The sequence below is a fragment of the Acinetobacter pullicarnis genome, from assembly GCF_006352475.1.
Taxonomy (GTDB): domain Bacteria; phylum Pseudomonadota; class Gammaproteobacteria; order Pseudomonadales; family Moraxellaceae; genus Acinetobacter; species Acinetobacter pullicarnis.
Window position 1 is genome coordinate 2,685,585 of sequence record NZ_VCMZ01000001.1, and the last position, 16,824, is coordinate 2,702,408.

The 16,824-nt window shown below is 42.8% G+C and carries 19 protein-coding genes; 13 read left to right on the forward strand and 6 right to left on the reverse strand.

From position 1 onward, the window contains the following. Positions 1-44: 44 nt before the first annotated feature. The 3 genes from tmk to pabC are packed head-to-tail and all read right to left on the reverse strand — an operon-like array spanning position 45 to position 2,535. Positions 45-641: a dTMP kinase gene (gene tmk / locus FD716_RS11815; protein WP_139852525.1), complete on the reverse strand. Its 597-nt coding sequence runs from the start codon at positions 639-641 to the stop codon at positions 45-47. 2 nt (positions 642-643) lie between these two features. Beyond that, positions 644-1,705, reverse strand: coding sequence for an endolytic transglycosylase MltG (gene mltG, locus FD716_RS11820; RefSeq protein WP_139852526.1), 1,062 nt, complete (start codon positions 1,703-1,705; stop codon positions 644-646). A 5-nt stretch (positions 1,706-1,710) separates the two neighbouring features. Then, positions 1,711-2,535: an aminodeoxychorismate lyase gene (pabC, locus tag FD716_RS11825; protein ID WP_139853677.1), complete on the reverse strand. Its 825-nt coding sequence runs from the start codon at positions 2,533-2,535 to the stop codon at positions 1,711-1,713. A gap of 167 nt (positions 2,536-2,702) precedes the next feature. Here pabC and FD716_RS11830 point away from each other — a divergent pair, with 167 nt between their 5' ends. The 6 genes from FD716_RS11830 (at position 2,703) to FD716_RS11855 (ending at position 8,245) form a co-directional block, all read left to right on the forward strand. Continuing rightward, complete coding sequence (locus FD716_RS11830; RefSeq protein WP_139852527.1) at positions 2,703-3,710, forward strand: sulfate ABC transporter substrate-binding protein; 1,008 nt, start codon at positions 2,703-2,705, stop codon at positions 3,708-3,710. A 61-nt stretch (positions 3,711-3,771) separates the two neighbouring features. After that, positions 3,772-4,377, forward strand: a complete 606-nt coding sequence (locus FD716_RS11835) for an alpha/beta hydrolase (RefSeq protein WP_139852528.1) — start codon at positions 3,772-3,774, stop codon at positions 4,375-4,377. Between the two features lie 80 nt (positions 4,378-4,457). After that, positions 4,458-5,291, forward strand: a complete 834-nt coding sequence (cysT, locus tag FD716_RS11840) for a sulfate ABC transporter permease subunit CysT (protein ID WP_139852529.1) — start codon at positions 4,458-4,460, stop codon at positions 5,289-5,291. Next, positions 5,288-6,187, forward strand: coding sequence for a sulfate ABC transporter permease subunit CysW (cysW, locus tag FD716_RS11845; RefSeq protein WP_139852530.1), 900 nt, complete (start codon positions 5,288-5,290; stop codon positions 6,185-6,187). Before cysT ends, cysW begins: the two co-directional genes overlap by 4 nt. A gap of 14 nt (positions 6,188-6,201) precedes the next feature. Beyond that, positions 6,202-7,263 (forward strand): sulfate/molybdate ABC transporter ATP-binding protein, encoded by a 1,062-nt coding sequence (locus tag FD716_RS11850; RefSeq protein ID WP_139852531.1) that lies wholly within the window; start codon positions 6,202-6,204, stop codon positions 7,261-7,263. Positions 7,264-7,315: 52 nt separating this feature from the next. After that, a complete protein-coding gene (locus tag FD716_RS11855; RefSeq protein ID WP_139852532.1) occupies positions 7,316-8,245 on the forward strand; it encodes a CysB family HTH-type transcriptional regulator in 930 nt (309 codons plus the stop codon). 111 nt (positions 8,246-8,356) lie between these two features. Here FD716_RS11855 and carO read toward each other — a convergent pair whose 3' ends face one another. After that, positions 8,357-9,109 carry an ornithine uptake porin CarO gene (gene carO / locus FD716_RS11860; protein WP_139852533.1) on the reverse strand — a complete coding sequence of 251 codons (753 nt, stop codon included), beginning with the start codon at positions 9,107-9,109 and terminating at the stop codon, positions 8,357-8,359. 303 nt (positions 9,110-9,412) lie between these two features. Here carO and dapD point away from each other — a divergent pair, with 303 nt between their 5' ends. The 7 genes from dapD to moaA all read left to right on the forward strand — a co-directional run bounded on the left by dapD (position 9,413) and on the right by moaA (position 15,407). Next, positions 9,413-10,234 carry a 2,3,4,5-tetrahydropyridine-2,6-dicarboxylate N-succinyltransferase gene (gene dapD, locus FD716_RS11865; RefSeq protein ID WP_139852534.1) on the forward strand — a complete coding sequence of 274 codons (822 nt, stop codon included), beginning with the start codon at positions 9,413-9,415 and terminating at the stop codon, positions 10,232-10,234. Between the two features lie 149 nt (positions 10,235-10,383). Next, on the forward strand, positions 10,384-11,094 hold the full coding sequence (gene queE / locus FD716_RS11870) for a 7-carboxy-7-deazaguanine synthase QueE (protein WP_139852535.1): 711 nt from the start codon (positions 10,384-10,386) through the stop codon (positions 11,092-11,094). Positions 11,095-11,199: 105 nt separating this feature from the next. After that, positions 11,200-11,871 carry a 7-cyano-7-deazaguanine synthase QueC gene (gene queC, locus FD716_RS11875; protein WP_139852536.1) on the forward strand — a complete coding sequence of 224 codons (672 nt, stop codon included), beginning with the start codon at positions 11,200-11,202 and terminating at the stop codon, positions 11,869-11,871. A gap of 13 nt (positions 11,872-11,884) precedes the next feature. Then, on the forward strand, positions 11,885-12,289 hold the full coding sequence (locus FD716_RS11880; RefSeq protein ID WP_139852537.1) for a hypothetical protein: 405 nt from the start codon (positions 11,885-11,887) through the stop codon (positions 12,287-12,289). 109 nt (positions 12,290-12,398) lie between these two features. Further along, a complete protein-coding gene (locus FD716_RS11885) occupies positions 12,399-12,866 on the forward strand; it encodes a peroxiredoxin (protein WP_139852538.1) in 468 nt (155 codons plus the stop codon). 273 nt (positions 12,867-13,139) lie between these two features. Next, the gene (locus FD716_RS11890; protein WP_228714946.1) at positions 13,140-14,318 is read left to right on the forward strand and encodes an MFS transporter; all 1,179 of its coding nucleotides are present in this window, start codon (positions 13,140-13,142) and stop codon (positions 14,316-14,318) included. A gap of 114 nt (positions 14,319-14,432) precedes the next feature. After that, positions 14,433-15,407 carry a GTP 3',8-cyclase MoaA gene (gene moaA / locus FD716_RS11895; protein WP_139852539.1) on the forward strand — a complete coding sequence of 325 codons (975 nt, stop codon included), beginning with the start codon at positions 14,433-14,435 and terminating at the stop codon, positions 15,405-15,407. 53 nt (positions 15,408-15,460) lie between these two features. Here moaA and FD716_RS11900 read toward each other — a convergent pair whose 3' ends face one another. Together FD716_RS11900 and modB are read right to left on the reverse strand one after the other, a co-directional pair. Continuing rightward, positions 15,461-16,147: a sulfate/molybdate ABC transporter ATP-binding protein gene (locus tag FD716_RS11900; RefSeq protein WP_139852540.1), complete on the reverse strand. Its 687-nt coding sequence runs from the start codon at positions 16,145-16,147 to the stop codon at positions 15,461-15,463. Position 16,148: 1 nt separating this feature from the next. After that, positions 16,149-16,820 carry a molybdate ABC transporter permease subunit gene (modB, locus tag FD716_RS11905; RefSeq protein WP_125298111.1) on the reverse strand — a complete coding sequence of 224 codons (672 nt, stop codon included), beginning with the start codon at positions 16,818-16,820 and terminating at the stop codon, positions 16,149-16,151. Between the last annotated feature and the right edge of the window lie 4 nt (positions 16,821-16,824).

Below are 16,824 nucleotides of genomic sequence, written 5' to 3' on the forward strand. Positions count from 1 at the left end.
TATTTCAACGTCCCCTCACAAAACCATCACGCAGCACAAAACGCTTAGAGATAATCCAAAGCTTGAGCAAAAACCAGATCAGGGCCAAGACTGGCATCAAGACGTTTCATACGCTCGGGTTGCTGCTGATAAATTTCAGCATAGCCTGAGCGAACTTTGGCAAAGAATTCCATTTTCTCTTGTTCAAAGCGGTCCAATTCACCACGTGCGCGGGCACGGGCCATGCCGAGTTCAATTGGCGCATCCAACCAAAAGGTAATATCGGGCATGCGACTAACAAAGTGTTGATTGAGCAGCTGTAATTTCTCTGGGCTCAAACCTCGTCCAGCGCATTGATAGGCATAACTGGCATCACAAAAGCGATCACAAAGCACCACTTGCCCTGCTTCTAAAGCAGGTTTAATCACATTTTGGATATGCTGGGCACGTGCCGCATACATCAGCAGTAACTCGGTGTCATTGCTCATCTTTTCGGTATGCGTCGTTGACAGTAAAAACTGGCGAATCTGTTCTGCCAATGGGGTTCCACCAGGCTCACGGGTTAACACCACTTGCTTATTCTGCTGTAAGAAATGTTCGTAGAGTTTATTGATCAGTGTGGTCTTGCCCACACCTTCGGTACCTTCAAAACTAATAAACATTTTCATTCCTTCTTTTTAGCGCGTATGACCGCCAGATAGTCTTGCACTGCACGGTTATGGTCTTGCAAATTACTGGTAAATTTATGCCCACCATTGCCGGTGGCAACAAAATAAATCGCATCAGATTGATCTGGATGCATGGCAGCTTCAATCGCTTTTTTACTTGGCAATGCAATTGGCGTTGGCGGTAAGCCATTAATTCGATAAGTATTATAGGCTGTTGTGGTGCGCAGGTCTTCGCGGGTAATTTTGCCTTTGTATTGCTCACCCATCCCATAAATTACAGTTGGATCGGTTTGTAAGCGCATTCCCAGTTTTAAGCGGCGCACAAAAACCCCAGACACTTGACGCAGTTCGCGATCAACACTGGTTTCTTTTTCAATAATGGAGGCCATGATTAACGCTTGATACTTATTTTCATAGGGTAAGTTGGCATCGCGCTTTTCCCAAGCAGCATCAAGGATTTTCATTTGACGCTGATAAAGATCACTCAAGATCTGTTGATCGCTGGTGCCCTTATCAAAGAAATAAGTATCTGGTGCAAATAACCCTTCAACATGATCATATGGAATATTCAGTTGTTTTAAGAGTTGCGCATGGCTCTGTTGCGTCACCACCTTGCTCACCAACGGATCTTTTTTCAACGCCGCAATGAGTTGTTTGGCTGTGGTGCCTTCAATTACCAAGACACGATTCATCTGTGCGTTTTCAGCATTGGCAATCATGTCGAGAACTTGACGAATACTCATACCTTGTTTCACTGAGTAAATCCCGGCTTTCATGCTGTCATGAATAAAAAAGCGTTGATATAACTTCAGAATAATAGGGAACGGAACTTTTTTATCGACCGCCAACTGATCAATATAACTGCTGTAAGTTTCGCCATAATTGATCGATAGCTTTTGTTCCTTGCCTTGCATCGGATAGGTTTTAAACAAACTGAGCTTAAGTCCGACTGCACAGATCAAAAGCAGCAGTGCAAAAAACATCAACACAAAACGTAATTTGTTTTTGCTCGATGAGTTTGCTGCTTTGCGTTTTTTACTTGGATTGGGTTTGGACATAAGTCTTAAAATATATCGAGTTGCAAGGTTTTAAATAAATCAACACAAGGTTGAGTCGCCAAAGTTCTTAAATTTAAATGATGCACAACTTTCATCGGTGCCAAGGCATTACAGAAAAATAAACTTTGAATCTGTTCGATTTCATCGACCATCACCAAACGTTGTGTGCATTCTAACTGTTGTTGCTGCATACGCGCTAAAATTTCAGCACGCATCACGCCATGCACGCCATTATAGCGAAGTTCTGGCGTAATCCACTGCCCGTTTATTTGAAAAAAGCAATTACTGCTCACGCCTTCGACCACATGGCCTTGTACATCACAGACCAAAGCCTCTGGCCATCCACATTGATCTGCCTGTTGTTTGAGCATCACCTGTTCTAAACGATTTAAGCTTTTAACCCCAACCAGGCTCGGCATAGATAGTCCCATCTGTAAATCAAGCACACCACTGTCGAATTGTTCGATACTGGGCAATGCTTGCTGATGCGGATAATAATAGACATACACGTCTGCCGCTTGCTGTGGCAGGCTATAACCACGACCACTTTCACCACGGCTGACTAATATTTTTAAAGTCCCGTTTAAAGGTGCTTGATCGTGTAATGCCGCATGTTGTGCCAACCGCGCTAAGCTGCTCTCAATTAAATCAAAATCAAAGTGCAGACTTAATTGCGTCGCTGCCCGTTTCAGCCGTGTCCAGTGCCGATCTTTGAGCAGCAATTTCCCCTGATACAACCGCGCAGTGCTAAAACAGCCATCGCCATAATGTAAGGCCCGATCTGTGATTGAACATGACTCAACAACTTGAGCATTTTTAAAACATTGCAACATAAGTGCCGATCCAATTGATTGCCCAAAAATTAAAGTTAAAGCCAAAAACCTGCTATATCGTTTTTTGTCATATAAAATTCGTTTTTAATTATTTTTTATGGATAGCGTCTAGGGATATTCTCCACCCATCACAGTCAACGACTTAAAATAACAGGGAATATTATATGCGTATTTCAAAAATAAAACTCGGACTCCTTGCCGCTTTAGTTTCTGTTTCATCTTTTTCTTATGCCGCCAAAGACTTTTTAAACGTGTCTTATGATCCAACGCGTGAGCTTTACGATGACTTTAACAAGCATTTCAGTGCTTATTGGAAAAAAGGGACTGGGCAAGAGATTAACTTTAAACAATCACATGGTGGATCTGGCAAACAAGCACGTGCTGTAATCGATGGTTTAAGTGCTGACGTGGTGACACTGGCCTTGGCTGCCGATATTGATGCCATTGCAGATAAAACCAATTTGCTGCCCAAAGACTGGCAGAAAAAGTTCCCGCATAATTCAACCCCTTACACCTCGACCATCGTATTCTTGGTGCGCAAAAATAATCCCAAACAAATTAAAGATTGGGGTGATTTAATCCAGCCAGGCGTTGAGATCGTTACGCCCAACCCAAAAACCTCAGGGGGCGCGCGCTGGAATTATCTAGCAGCATGGGCATGGGCCAAAAATAAATATGGTAGCGATGCCAAGGCGCAAGATTTTGTCGCCCAAATCTATAAGCACACCAAAGTACTCGATTCTGGCGCACGTGGTTCAACCACAACCTTTGTTGAGCGCGGTATTGGTGATGTGTTGCTGGCTTGGGAAAATGAAGCCTATTTAGCGGCACGTGAACAACCTGAAAAGTTTGAAATCGTCACGCCTTCTTTGTCAATTTTGGCTGAACCACCCGTTGCTATTGTTGATAAAAATGCGGAGAAACATGGCAATACTCATCTGGCACGCGGTTATCTCAATTATATGTACTCGCCAGCGGGTCAAGATATTGCAGCCAAACACTACTATCGTCCACGCAATGAAAAAACCTTGAAGCAATACAGCCAAATTTTTAAACCCTTGAAACTGGTGACAATTGATCAAGCCTTTGGTGGCTGGGCTAAAGTGCAAAAACTGCATTTTGACAACAACGGCATTTTCGATCAAATCGTACAAAGCAATTCAGCAAAATAGCTTGATCAAATAAAGCAATTTAATAAACAGGCAGCATTGTTATACAAGCAGGAGTAACGACATGATTCATACCATAATTGTCCCAGGCGTAGGGGGAAGTGGTTCCGATCACTGGCAATCTTGGTTACAACGTCAGCTCATGTCTTGCTCACGTGTTTCGCAAGCCGACTGGAATCGCCCTATCTTAAAAAATTGGATAGCCAATTGGGTTGCTGCGCTGAATACTGCACCGGATCAAGTGCAAATTGTCGCACATAGTTTTGGTTGTCTCACCAGTCTTGCTGCTTTGGCACAATATCCCACACTTGCATCGAAAGTTAAAAAATTGCTTTTGGTGGCGCCAGCAAATCCATCACGTTTTGGGGAAAATGGATTTGCGCATGAAAGCCCAGAGAGTTATGCCGCTTATTTTCAACAATTGCGCCCTCAAGTGCAGAGTGAAATGATCATCAGTGAGAATGATCCTTGGCTGGCATTTGACGATGCCAAGCAGTTAGCACATGCTTGGCAAGTGCCCACCCGTAATTTAGGTCAAGTCGGACATATTAATGTGGCTTCTGGTTTTGGCCCATTCCCTGAAATTTTTCCACACTTGATTGCTGAGAAAAAACCTCGCTTTATCAGTAATACTGATGACGGGAAGTTATTTTTCAAATTTGCAATCTAAATCCTGCTCTTTATTCTAGGTTCACTTTTTTTATTCGCTTATTGCTTTCAATAAGCGCTTTCTCATTTTGGGGAGTCAACATGTCGCAGCGATCCCGAGTACTGCCAGGGTTTGGTCTTTCTCTAGGCTTTACCCTTGCGTATTTATCGTTAATTGTCCTTATTCCGTTATCGGCTGTGTTTATCAAGTCGCTTGGAATCGGATGGGATGGCTTTTTAGATATCATCCGTTCTGAGCGTATCTTAAAATCCTTACAACTCAGCTTTAGCACGGCTTTAATTGCAGCATTAATCAATGTGGTCTTTGGTTTACTGTTGGCTTGGTGCTTAGTGCGTTATAGCTTTCCGGGCAAGCGTATTGTTGATGCTTTAATTGACCTCCCCTTTGCTTTACCGACTGCAGTTGCAGGGATTGCCTTAACCGCACTCTATGCCCCGACCGGTTGGATTGGACAGTATTTAGAACCTTTAGGCATTCAGGTCGCCTATACCCCACTCGGAATTACTTTGGCGCTTATTTTTATTGGCATTCCGTTTGTGGTGCGGACAGTGCAACCAGTACTCAGTGACTTAGAAACGGAGCTAGAAGAAGCCGCATCGGCCTTAGGTGCCAATCGTTTCCAAGTTATCACTAAAATTTTACTGCCGATTCTATTCCCCGCATTGCTCACCGGCTTTGCTCTCGCCTTTGCACGTGGTGTGGGTGAATATGGTTCAGTCATTTTTATTGCAGGGAATAAAGCCTTTCACACCGAAATTGCACCGTTGATGATTATTTATCGGTTAGAAGAAAATGATTATGCCGCGGCAACCACCATTGCAGTGGTGATGTTGGTGATTTCCTTCCTGATTCTCTTTTTTATTAACTTAATTCAAGCATGGGTCAGTCGCCGTACAGGGAGAGCAGCACGATGAGCTTAAATATTTCAAGCAATGCCTTATCTAAAAAACTCCAATCCCGCGATGCAACGCGCGAACCGACTTGGGTCCGCTATCTCCTGATCACGATTGCACTGCTGTTCTTTGTCAGCTGCTTGGTTCTGCCTTTGATTTTGGTTTTTGCTGAAGCTTTTCGACAAGGTTTTGAAGTTTATAAAGAGGCGCTGATTAGCCCAGACACCATGTCAGCACTTAGATTAACCCTGTTCACTGCCGCAATTGCAGTGCCATTGAACGTGATTTTTGGGGTAACCGCCGCTTGGTGTGTCGCCAAATTTGAGTTTCGGGGCAAAACCATTTTAACCACCATCATCGATATGCCTTTTTCCGTTTCGCCCGTCATCGCAGGTCTGATGTTGGTGTTGATCTTTGGATCACAAGGTTGGATCGGGCAATGGCTGATTGAACATGATATTAAAATCCTCTATGCAACCCCAGCGATTGTGATTGCAACGGTGTTCATCACTGTACCTTTTGTAGCCCGTGAACTGATTCCGCTCATGGAAGCACAAGGCATTGAAGAAGAAGAGGCTGCCATTGTCTTGGGTGCTTCTGGTTGGCAGACGTTTTGGAAAGTGACCTTACCCAATATTAAATGGGGCCTGATCTACGGCGTGATTCTATGTAATGCACGTGCCATGGGTGAGTTTGGTGCCGTTTCTGTAGTCTCAGGACATATTCGAGGCGAAACCAATACCTTACCGCTGCATGTCGAAATTTTGTATAACGATATTAATGAATACTCGTATACCGCTGCATTTGCTGTGTCTTCAATGCTGGCTTTATTGGCCATATTTACTTTAATTTTAAAAACTTGGGTGGAGTACCGTCAGGAAAAACAAGACCGTGCCCAACAAGATTCAAGTGTTTGATCAGGAATGAATTCATGAGTATTCAAGTTAAAAATATCGAAAAGAATTTTGGTGCCTTTCATGCACTCAAAAACATCTCGCTCGACTTTCCTGAAGGTCAATTGGTGGCACTGCTTGGCCCATCAGGCTGCGGTAAAACCACACTGTTGCGTATTATTGCAGGCTTAGAATCGGCAGATGGTGGCCAAATCTTATTAGAAGGCGAAGATGCCACCAATACCCATGTGCGGGAACGCGAAGTAGGTTTTGTGTTCCAACACTATGCCTTGTTCCGCCATATGAGTGTTTTTGAAAATATTGCCTTTGGTCTACGTGTGCGTCCGCGCGCAACTCGCCCATCCGAAAATGAGATCAAAAAGAAGGTTATGCGTTTACTCGACCTCGTCCAACTGGGCTTTCTTGCCGATCGTTACCCTGCTCAGCTTTCTGGCGGTCAACGTCAGCGGGTTGCCTTGGCGCGCGCTTTGGCCGTTGAACCACGTGTGCTGCTACTTGATGAGCCCTTTGGTGCTTTAGACGCAAAAGTGCGTAAAGAACTGCGTCGTTGGTTGCGCACCTTGCATGATGAGCTGCATATTACTTCTATTTTTGTAACCCATGACCAAGAGGAAGCACTCGAGGTTGCCGATCAAATCGTGGTTATGAACAAAGGCAATATCGAGCAAATCGGTTCGCCGCGTGAAGTTTATGAAACACCAGCAACGCCATTTGTATTTGATTTCCTCGGTCAAGCCAATCGTTTTGAAGCAGAAAACCATCAAGGTGTCATTCATATTGGTGAAGATCGTATAGCGTTAACAGAACTGCAACATGGACCGTTAGGTAAAGTTATTGCTTTTGCACGTCCAGATGAATTAAAGATTTATGCACAGCCGACCGAAAACGCCATTCAAGCGACCTTCTTGCGTGAACTCTGGATCGCAGGAAAAGTCATGACAGAGCTTGCAGGCCGTAATGGACAACTCATTGAAATAGAACTCAGTCCAGAGCAAGCCCGAATGCATCAATTTAGACCCAATCAAACAGTATGGATTCGCCCATCTACCCTACATTTATTTGCAGATGATGCGGCATAAACACTTTTAGATCGATCTTAATTGATTTATCAATATTTAAGGTAAGCAGTACATGAATTTTCAACAGCTTAGAATAATCAGAGAAACGGTTAGGCAAAATTTTAATTTAACTGAAGCATCTGCAGCGCTTTATACCTCTCAATCTGGGGTAAGTAAGCATATTAAAGACTTAGAAGATGAACTTGGGGTACAGTTGTTTATCCGTAAAGGCAAACGCCTGCTCGGCCTAACCGAACCTGGCCAAGCGCTGCTCAGCATTGTTGAAAGAATGCTGATTGATTCAGACAATATTAAACGTCTGGCAGATGACTTCAACAAAGTTGATGAAGGCACCCTAACCATTGCGACCACACATACTCAAGCGCGTTATGTGTTACCACCGATCGTCAATGCTTTTAAAAAACTATTTCCCAAAGTTCATTTAATTTTACAACAGGCCAGTCCTGTCGAAATTGCAGAATTACTCTCACTTGGTTTGGCCGATATTGGGATTGCAACTGAATCGCTCACCAATGAAGACAACTTGGTCAGCATCTCATTTTATGACTGGAAGCATTGTATTTTAGTCCCGCAAGGGCATCCATTGAGTCAGCTTTCTACAGCAGAATTAAGCTTAGAGAAATTGGCTGAATACCCACTGATCACTTATCACGGTGGTTTTACTGGGCGTTCAAAAATAGACCAAGCCTTTGATCAGGCGAATCTTACCCCCAATATTGTTATGTCTGCGCTGGATGCTGACGTGATTAAAACCTATGTTGAACTTGGCATGGGCATCGGGATTGTCAACAATGTGGCCTATGACCATGAGCGCGATCATCGTTTAAAACAAATTGATATCGATATCTTTGGCATTAACACCACTTGGATTGCCGTGCGTAAAGGGCATTTATTACGTGGCTATGGCTACGAATTTATTTCCCTCTGCTCTCCAGCCGCCGATGTAAAAGCCTTAAAAAAAGTCGCGTACCCAGAAGACTAAATCAGTTTGATGCAGATGACTTCAGCAATTGAGGTCATCTGCAGATGGGCAATTTAATTTATTTACTTTTCTTGTTTATTCATTTTCTTTAGTAATCGTCTTTAGCCATTTTTACCAATAATAGTTGAAACCGACTTTTGCCACAGCCAACCACTGATAACGTTGATGATTGGCCAATGCGCTCGCTTCGTGTTGAATTGCCTGATCCAGTGCTTGATCTTCTCCAGAAGATGTCGTCCCCCCTGCAACGCGGCTTAAGCTCAACCTTGGCTGACCAGTATAATACGCGCCAACTTCAGCAAACATGCCCCACTCTCGATTAACCATCGGTGCGATACCTAGACCAATATAGGGTGCAAAATCATCTTGATATTGCATCTTCCCACGAATCTCAGCCCCATTTTCACCCGCAGTAAAGGCTTGATGATTGACCTGAAAACCTTGGCCTGAATCTATGTGGCGCTTAAGGTCATTGGCCTGATCAAGATAGGCCACACCCGTTGCCAAATACAGTCCTTTGATATAGCGATTGCTATTGGTTCCCCAAGGATGCAGCTCAAGGTTCAAATAAAGATTATTGTTATGGCTGTCGGTCGAGTACTTATTACCATGAATACTGAGATGACGATGCCCACGCCAAGACAAATCCCCCCCATGATAGCCCAAGGCTAGACTGACATGCGGATTGACACCCCAAAGTAAACTGCCGCCATACCCTGTTGTGCCAATATCAGCACGCACACCTGTGGGAATTAATTTTGTAGCATCAAAAACTTTTTCGACATCTACAATTTGCAGATCGGCCATCACCGTTGTAGGAACCCACAATACAGCAGCCACAACAGCTGTTTTAAATACCTTCAAAAAACTCTCCCCACATGCACGCGGTATCGCTCATGTTTTAATCTTTAAATTTTGCGTTGGCGCCCTTAAATTCAGGCAAAAATAACCAATGCGCGCTCATCATGATCGATTGTATTATTTTAAATAAAACCGCTAAACAGATCATATTTTACATGGTATAGGTCAAATTAACCTACACCTCAAAATGTAAATTCGCATATTTAAAATACAGTTTATAAAAGATAAGTCTTGGCTTTGCTGAAATTTAGCCTTTATCTGCGTAATATAGTGTAAAATCTTTAAAATTTTTTGGGAAGGAAGAACATGACTCAGCTTTCTAATATTATTGAAAAAGCTTTTGATGATCGTGCAAATTTTTCAGCAACGGATTGCCCAGCTGAAATCCGTCAAGCCGTTGAACAAGCCATTGCTGGCTTAGACAATGGTAGCTTACGCGTCGCAGAAAAAATCGATGGTGCGTGGGTTGTACATCAGTGGTTAAAAAAAGCGGTTTTACTGTCATTTAAATTGAATGACAACAAACCGATGGGTTCTGGTGACTTAAGTTTTTACGACAAAGTAGAGACTAAATTTGCAAATTGGACTGAGCAACAGTTCAAAGAAGCTGGCGTACGTGTTGTACCGCCTGCCGTTGCGCGCAAAGGTAGCTTCCAAGCCAAGAATGTTGTGTTGATGCCATCTTATGTCAATATCGGTGCTTATGTCGATGAAGGCACCATGGTTGACGCATGGGCAACAGTTGGTTCATGTGCACAAATTGGTAAAAATGTGCATTTGTCTGGTGGCGTAGGCATCGGTGGCGTACTTGAGCCATTACAAGCCAACCCAACCATTATCGAAGACAACTGCTTTATCGGTGCACGTTCTGAAATTGTTGAAGGCGTAATCGTAGAAGAAGGTTCAGTGATTTCAATGGGTGTTTATATTGGTCAATCGACCCGTATTTATGACCGTGAAACTGGCGAAATCCATTACGGTCGCGTACCTGCTGGCTCGGTGGTGGTTTCAGGCAGCTTACCGTCTAAAGATGGTACACACAGCCTGTATGCTGCGATTATTGTGAAAAAAGTTGATGCACAAACACGTGCTAAAACCAGTTTGAATGATTTATTGCGCGAAGACTAATTTCTTTAGTTTCAAGTCTCTACGATCAGATCTGGTCGTAGAGATTTTTGCATTTTAGTCTGTGCTGTTTTCAGTTTTAAGCTTCAATCCTAAGCTTTCGTTTTAAAGTCTGTTTTTCTAAGTTTCTCTATCTAAGTGGTCCTATTGTTATGTCTGCCTTGCGCTCCGCTGCTATTCCAGTTTCTGATCCGTCTGCGGGTTTACGCATCACGGAGATTTTCTATTCTCTGCAAGGAGAGGCGAATGCGGCCGGTTTAGCGACTGTCTTTATTCGACTCACAGGCTGTCCTTTACGTTGCCATTATTGTGATACCACCTATTCTTTTGAAGGTGGTGAACGCCAATCCTTAGCGCAAATTGTCCAAACAGCATTAGATTATAAAACCCCCTATATTTGTGTAACGGGTGGTGAACCATTGGCACAGCCCAATGCCCTTCCCCTAATGACCCGTCTTGCGGACTTGGGTTGTCAAATTTCTTTAGAGACCAGCGGTGCTTTAGATGTTTCTAAGGTTGACCCACGTGTTTCAAAAGTTTTAGACTTAAAAACGCCAAGTTCAGGTGAACAAAAGCGTAATTTAATGAGTAACCTCGATTACTTAACTCAGCATGATCAAATTAAATTCGTGATCTGCAACCGTGAAGACTATGAATGGTCGAAAGCACAAGTGAGCCAATATGCACTTGATCAATTGGTCAGTACCGTTTGGTTCTCTCCTGCATTTGCGGTTGAAAAAGGTGCAGTGGCATTACCTGCATTGGCACGCGATTTAGCTCAGTGGATTTTAGAAGATCACCTCCCTGTTCGTTTCCAATTGCAATTACATAAACTGCTTTGGAATGATGAAACGGGTCGTTAATTTTTAAAACCATCCTTTAAAATGTAACTGTTTTAAAATGCAGTCGTTTTAAATAAATACCCATTTTTTTGAAAAGTTTTGTATGTATAACGTGGAGATTATGAAATGCGCCCTCGTGCCATAGTGTTGTTATCTGGTGGTTTAGACTCAACGACGTGTTTAGCCTGGGCGCAAGCGCGTTATGAGTGTATTGCGTTAAGCTTTATGTATGGTCAACGTTCAACCACAGAGCTTGATGCTGCGCGTACCCTTACGACGCAAGCAGGTGTTGAGCATCGTGTGATTAACATTGATCTTGGCAGCTTAGGTGGCTCAGCATTAACAGATACCTCCATTGAAATTCCCGAAGAAGAACAAGCAGGTATTCCAATTACTTATGTGCCTGCCCGCAATACTATTTTTCTTTCATATGCGCTTGCAGCAGCAGAAGTTTATGGTGCCGAAGCGATTGTAATTGGCATCAATGCAGTCGATTATTCTGGCTATCCAGATTGCCGTCCTGAGTTTATTGATGCGTTTGCCAATATGGCGCGACTGGCAACCAAAGTCGGTATTGAAGGAAAACCTTTAAAAATTGAAACGCCTTTGCTACATTTGTCCAAGGCGAATATTATCCGCTTGGGGATTGAACATGGTGTCGACTACAGTCAGACTGTGTCATGCTACCAAGCCGATGATCAAGGGCGTGCTTGTGGAAAATGTGATAGCTGTCGATTACGCAAACAAGGTTTTATCGATGCAAGCATTGCAGACCCAACACGCTATACACCGTTATAATCAGGTCAAATTTATGAAAATTCTTAAATCACGCATTGTACTCTCAACGTTATTCTCTGCTTCTGCATTGTTCGCAAGCACAAGCTTTGCAGCTGAAGCAGAGTTACAGCAAGCGTATAAAAGCACCAATATTAAATCTGCACTGATCGGCGTTTGTAAAACTGAAACAGCCAAAAGTGGAAAACTAACCGCTGCTGAAGTCGCGAAGTATTGCGGCTGTGCGATTGAGTCTGATGCAAAATTGACCAATGGCCAAAAATGGGAAATCCAAAGCGCGATTAACCAAAAGAAAAGTCCTGCAACCCTCGCTTTTGTGCAAAAACAAAACCAAGAGTTACAAGCTTGTTTTGGTCCAGAACTGACTGGAAAGTTGAAAAGCTTAACTGAAGCAGCAATGAAAGCAGCTCAAGCCAAGTAATCGATTGACCTTAACGTTCATAGTCCAAGATCGAAGTTTGTTGTGACTATAAATTAAGAATAAACGAGCCATATCTACGGAATGGCTCGTTTTTTATGGAGTAGTGCTAATGTCATTCGAACAAATTCAACTGCCAAATCAAAACTTCCCTGCAACAACCGGTGAAGTTAATCTCAGCCAAATGCCGACTGAATGGCTGGTTGTATATTTTTACCCGAAAGATTCAACACCGGGCTGTACCACTCAAGCCACTGATTTTTCAAGCCTCAAAGATCAGTTCCAAGCGCTCAATACCACAGTGATTGGGATCTCTCGTGATTCAGTCAAAGCACATCAAAACTTCACAGAAAAACAGGCACTGACGATTAACTTAATCAGTGATAAAGAAGAAGTCCTGTGTCAGCTCTTTGATGTGATCAAAGAAAAAAATATGTATGGCAAAACAGTGATGGGCATTGAGCGCTCTAGCTTTATTTTCCATCAGTCACAGTTAGTCAAAGAATACCGTAAAGTCAAAGCAGCGGGTCATGCTGAACAACTGTTGCTTGATTTAAAAGCCTTGCAAAGTGCTGAATAAGTCACCCAACGCAGCGTACTCAAATCAATTTAAGTCCGTAAGCGTTTGCAGTGAAATACGTTAAATAGCCCCCGCTTAAAAAAACAAAATCCGACCGATTAATCCGTCGGATTTTTTATTCGGCTGCACAAAACTTAGCCATTAAAAATGAAAATTACACTTAAGTTTATAATTTGATAGTTAAAAACAATTATAAAAACTGAACTTTGAATAAAAACAACGCCTAACTCTTGTTACAGTGAGGGGGATATATCATATTATGAGAATAGTAACGTGACCAAAGGATGGTTAAGCGCGGATTTATGGATTATTGGCGCCGGATTTATTGCGGCAATGCATGTTGGTAAACTCCCTCCTGCGGTCTCTGCCTTACAAATAGAATTGAGCATTAGCTTGGTACAAGCTGGATTACTGCTGTCATTAATCCAAGGCGCTGGAATGGTCAGTGCTTTAGCACTTGGAAGTTATGTCGAGAAGATTGGGCTAAAACGCTGTGTATTAATTGGCTTGCTATTACTCAGCGTTGCCAGTGCAGTTGGTGCATTTTCACATTCGATGCAGGCATTATTTATTTCTCGGATCGTTGAAGGCTTTGGCTTCTTACTGGTGACCTTAAGTGCACCAGCCTATATTCGCCAATTGGTACCGATTGAACAGTTACATGCCAAAATTGGATTGTGGTCGTCTTATATGGGAACTGGGGTCGGGCTTAGTTTACTGCTTGCACCATTTTTGATTGAATCACTTGGCTGGCAAAGTCTGTGGTTGCTGCTGGCCTTGCTGAGTTTATTGCTTTGTCTCGTTATATGGAAATGGGTGCCTAAGGCCAGTCCCGTTGCAAAAAATATTGCAATTACGGAACTCGTGACCTCGACCCTAAAACATCCGCCAGCATGGTGTTTGGCCTTTATTTTTGCCATGTATACCGGACAGTGGTTTACCCTGATCGGCTTTTTACCCACCATTTATCAACATAATATGATCTCGTTGAAAGTCGCTGGGCTACTCACTGCCATGGTGGCGTTGAGTAATGCCATTGGCACCTCCGTATGTGGTTTATTATTACAACGTGGATTCAGTTCCAAGACCTTGGTTCAATTTGGCTTTTCAGTCTTATTGGTCTGTGCATTTGCCTTCTATACCATGCAGAATCAACTGCCCTTTATGCTGCAATATGCCTTGGTGTTTAGCTTTTCCATGTTTGGCGGATTAGTCGCAGCGACCATCCTCTCGCAATCACTGCATTTCGCGGTAAAACCGATTGCGATTAGTGCAACTGTTGGACTGATCTTGCAAGTTTCTGCTATTTCTCAGTTTCTCTTGCCGCCTGCTGTTGCTGGCATCGTTTCAATGACAGCCTCATGGTTCTGGGTCGGTATCTTAATGGCAAGCCTTTCAGCGATTGGAATTGTGGTTACTCAGTATCTCTTTAAAGCAGCATCTGCTCAGTGACGTCTGCGCGAGCATCTACCACTTTTGAACTAGTACATCTGTCCTTTTGACTAAAAGACCCACGCTGCACTTTGATGTAAATTAAAGTTTAACCAATTCAAATAAGCCACGGCCATGCTCATAGATCGTTATAGCAGAACTATCGACTACCTACGCATTTCAGTTACGGATCGATGTGATTTACGTTGTACCTACTGTATGCCTAAAGGGTTTACTGAATTTGAAAAGCCAAAGCATTGGTTGAGTTTTACAGAAATCGAGCGTGTTGTACGTCAATTTGCAGCCATGGGGACACATCACTTTCGCTTAACCGGTGGTGAACCGTTATTACGTAAAAATATTGTTGAATTGGTCGAGCGGTTAAAATCAATCGAAGGTGTGCATGAACTTTCACTCAGCACCAATGCCACCCAATTAGAACATTATGCGCACGATTTAAAACGAGCTGGCTTAGATCGAATTAATGTCAGTCTTGATTCACTGACGCGTCAGGGTGTGGCTAAAATTACTGGCTTTGATGCAAAAGACAAAGTTCTTGCCGGTTTAGCGGCAGCGAAAGATGCTGGTTTCAAACACATCAAAATTAATATGGTGCCAATGCAAGGCATTAATGAAAATGAAATTGATGCAGTGGTTAAGTTTTGCATGCAGAACCATTTTATTTTAAGACTAATTGAACTGATGCCAATGGGAGCAACTGCACAAAATCATCAGTATATTAATCTTCAACCCATCATTACACGCCTCAGTCAGGAACTCGACCTGATTCCTTCCGCACGCCAATATGGTAAGGGCCCTGCCCAATACTGGGAAAATGCTGAAGGTACTTTTTCGATGGGGTATATTACCCCGATGTCGCAGCATTTTTGTCAAAGCTGTAATCGTGTCCGCCTAACCGTAGATGGCACCTTATATATGTGCTTAGGCCAAGAGCAAAAATACCCTTTAGCGCCATTATTAAAAGCAGAGGTTGATGATCATACGTTGCAACAAGCGATTCGTAATGCGATTAATTTAAAACCGCTGCAACATGACTTTGTTGAACAGCCCTTAAAACTGATTCGAATCATGTCGAGCACAGGTGGATAGCTGTTATTTTTGGGCTTTAAAAGGCTTGGTTTATTCAGAAAAAATACGATTTTTCAATCAAAAAGATGGCCTTGACTGAGCTGTCCTTGTTGCATATACCATAATTCATCGGCAAAGAAATCGGCATCAGCATGATCATGGGTCACTAGAATCATGGGAATATTCTGGTGCTGCAGCATCTCTTTTACAAAGTGCCGCATTTCAATACATAACGTATGATTTAACGCTGAAAATGGCTCATCTAATAATAAAATTTGCGGTTGAGTTGCGAGCGCACGGGCCAGTGCCACACGTTGTTTTTGTCCCCCAGAAAGTTGATTGGGATAGGCCTGCGCATATTCAGCTAAGCCGATCTCTTCCAACCAAGGTTTTGACAGTTGTTGTGCATTGGATTTGATTAAACTTCGAATTGATTTGGAACTGGCCAAAGCAATATTCTGTGCAACAGTTAAATGTGGAAATAACGCCAGATCTTGAAATAAATATGCAATTTGTCGATCACGTGTCGCAATATTAATCTGCTGTGCATGATCAAAAAGGGTGTGATCTTGAATCTTAATCTCACCACGATCAGGCCTCACCAATCCTGCAATACTATTTAAGAACAGTGATTTCCCAGCGCCAGACTCGCCCATAATCACCACCGAAGCGGCATTCGATATAAAGCGGCAATCAAGTAATACTTTCGGTTCTTTTGCTTGGCTTTGTTTGAAAATATTGATGTTATAAAATGCATTCATCTTAGCACCGCTGTTTCCAAGTTTGCTTATTCATCCGTTTGACAGCAAACAAAATAATGATACAGACCACGGATATAATTCCAACCAACACATTTGCCAATTGATCATTCCCCGCTTGCACAGCTTCCCAAATACTAATGGAAATGGTTTGGGTCTTTCCGGGAATACTACCTGCAATCATTAAAGTTGCACCAAACTCACCCAGGCCACGTGCAAATCCAAGGAGTAATCCAGCCAGCACGGATTCCCAAGATAATGGAATAATCACCACCAAAAGAGTTTGCCAAGATTTTAATCCAATCACTTTTGATGCATCCTTTAATACTTGCGGAATCTGATCAAAAGCGGCTTGAATGGGTTTAAGCACCAAGGGAAAAGTGACAAATGCAGCGGCTAAAATCGCCCCTTTAATGGTAAATATCAGTTGAATCCCAAGTGATTCTAATAATCGACCCAAAGAACTCTCTTGACCAAAACACACCAAAAGATAATAGCCAAGTACGGTGGGTGGCAGCACCATCGGTAAAGTTAAAATCGTATCAATCAGATCGGTAAATTTATTTTTATAACGATGTAATACCGCAGCAACGACAATACACAACACCAAGTTAATACCTGTCGCACATATTGCAACTTTCAGTGAAAGCCATAAAGCAATCCAAATTTCCTGCATATCA